This window comes from Kocuria sp. CPCC 205235 (genome assembly GCF_040980905.1).
In the GTDB taxonomy this organism is placed as follows: Bacteria; Actinomycetota; Actinomycetes; order Actinomycetales; family Micrococcaceae; genus Kocuria; species Kocuria carniphila.
On record NZ_JAVKPR010000064.1, the window covers coordinates 1 to 1432 of the forward strand.

Below are 1432 nucleotides of genomic sequence, written 5' to 3' on the forward strand. Positions count from 1 at the left end.
TGAACTGGTCCCAAGAAGTTGGACTGGCCAAGTAAAAGCTTAGGCCGCTAGGGCCTGGGTCCGGTATTCCACCGGGCTCAGGCCCTTCAGCGTTGAATGTGCCCTCTCGGTGTTGAACCAGGTGATGTAGGCATTGATCGCTGTGGTCAGTGCCTCGACGGTGAGGAACGTGGTGTTGCAGTAGAGCTCGTCCTTCAGATGCCCGAAGAAACTCTCCATCACGGCATTGTCGAGGCAATTGCCCCTGCGCGACATCGACTGGATCGCTCGGCCGTTCAGGAGCTGTCGCCAGGAAGCGTGCTGATACTGAAAGCCTTGATCGGAGTGCACGATGGGTTTCTGGTCTGATGGCAACCCCACCAATGCTTGCCGCAGCGAGGTATTGGTCAATACCAGGTTCGGGGAGGTCCCGGTCGTGTGGCCGATGATCTGCCGGTCGAAGAGGTCCATCACCGTCGAGAGATAGACCTTCCGCTCTCCGACGCGGAATTCAGTCACGTCGGTGACCCACTTCTGGTTCGGGGCGGTCGTGGTGAAGTCTCGTTCCAAGCGGTTGGCAGCGATCTGGCCGATCTTGCCCTTGAACGAGGTGTAGCGCTTGCGGCGGATCTGACACCGCAGCCCCAGGGCTCGCATGAGCTTGAGGACCGTCTTCTTCGACACCACCCATCCCGTCCGGCGCAGCCGGTCGTGGATCCGTCGGTGCCCGTAACGGCCGGCGAAATGGTGGAAGAACCGCTGAATCTCGGCCTTCAACGCGGCGTGCTTGTCCGCGGTGTCCAGGCGTGCCTGGTGGTAGAAGAACGTCGATCGGGCAAGAGAAGCGACGGTGAGAAGTGTGGTGAGTGAGTGTTCAGCCTTGAGGGCGAGGACGGCATTCACTTTGTCCGTCGTTGTTGCTCCCTCAAGGCCCGCAATTTTCCCAGGTAAGCGTTCTCAGCCCGAAGATACTCGACCTCGCGTCGTAGCTGTTGAAGCTCCGACTCCTCGCCGTCCTGAGTCGATGCTAATCGGCGTGGCCGGCCACGTGGTCGTGGCTTCAGGGCATCCTCGCCCCTGGCACGGTAGTTCCTCGCCCACGTCTCGATGAGTTTCGGCGAGGACAGGTCGAACTCGCGGGCGAGATCGACCTTGGGTTCCCCGCACAGGAAGCGCGTGACGACCGCCAGCTTGATCTCAAACGAGTAGGACTGTTTCGTCGGTTTGGTCACCAGTGCTCCTCGACCACGAACGCGCCAGCGATGGTAGAGCCGCTTCACGGCTGACCTACTCACGCAGATTTCCCTCGCGACTGATCGCTCGCCGCGTCCTTCCTCAAAGCAGGCTACCGCGTAGATGCGCTGCTCCTGCGTCAGAGCACTCTGCTTCCCCATGAACTGACCCCCGGGAGTTGGAACCGAATTACTCAGTCCAACTCCCGGGGGTCAGTTCA

General features: G+C 60.5%; 2 protein-coding genes. Both read right to left on the bottom strand.

The window, feature by feature from the left end; all coding sequences use genetic code 11:
- Positions 1 to 39: 39 nt before the first annotated feature.
- Positions 40 to 882 (bottom strand): IS3 family transposase, encoded by an 843-nt coding sequence (locus RF638_RS15950; RefSeq protein ID WP_016997196.1) that lies wholly within the window; start codon positions 880 to 882, stop codon positions 40 to 42.
- Complete coding sequence (locus tag RF638_RS15955; RefSeq protein ID WP_031272986.1) at positions 879 to 1211, bottom strand: helix-turn-helix domain-containing protein; 333 nt, start codon at positions 1209 to 1211, stop codon at positions 879 to 881. Before RF638_RS15955 ends, RF638_RS15950 begins: the two co-directional genes overlap by 4 nt.
- Positions 1212 to 1432: the final 221 nt, after the last annotated feature.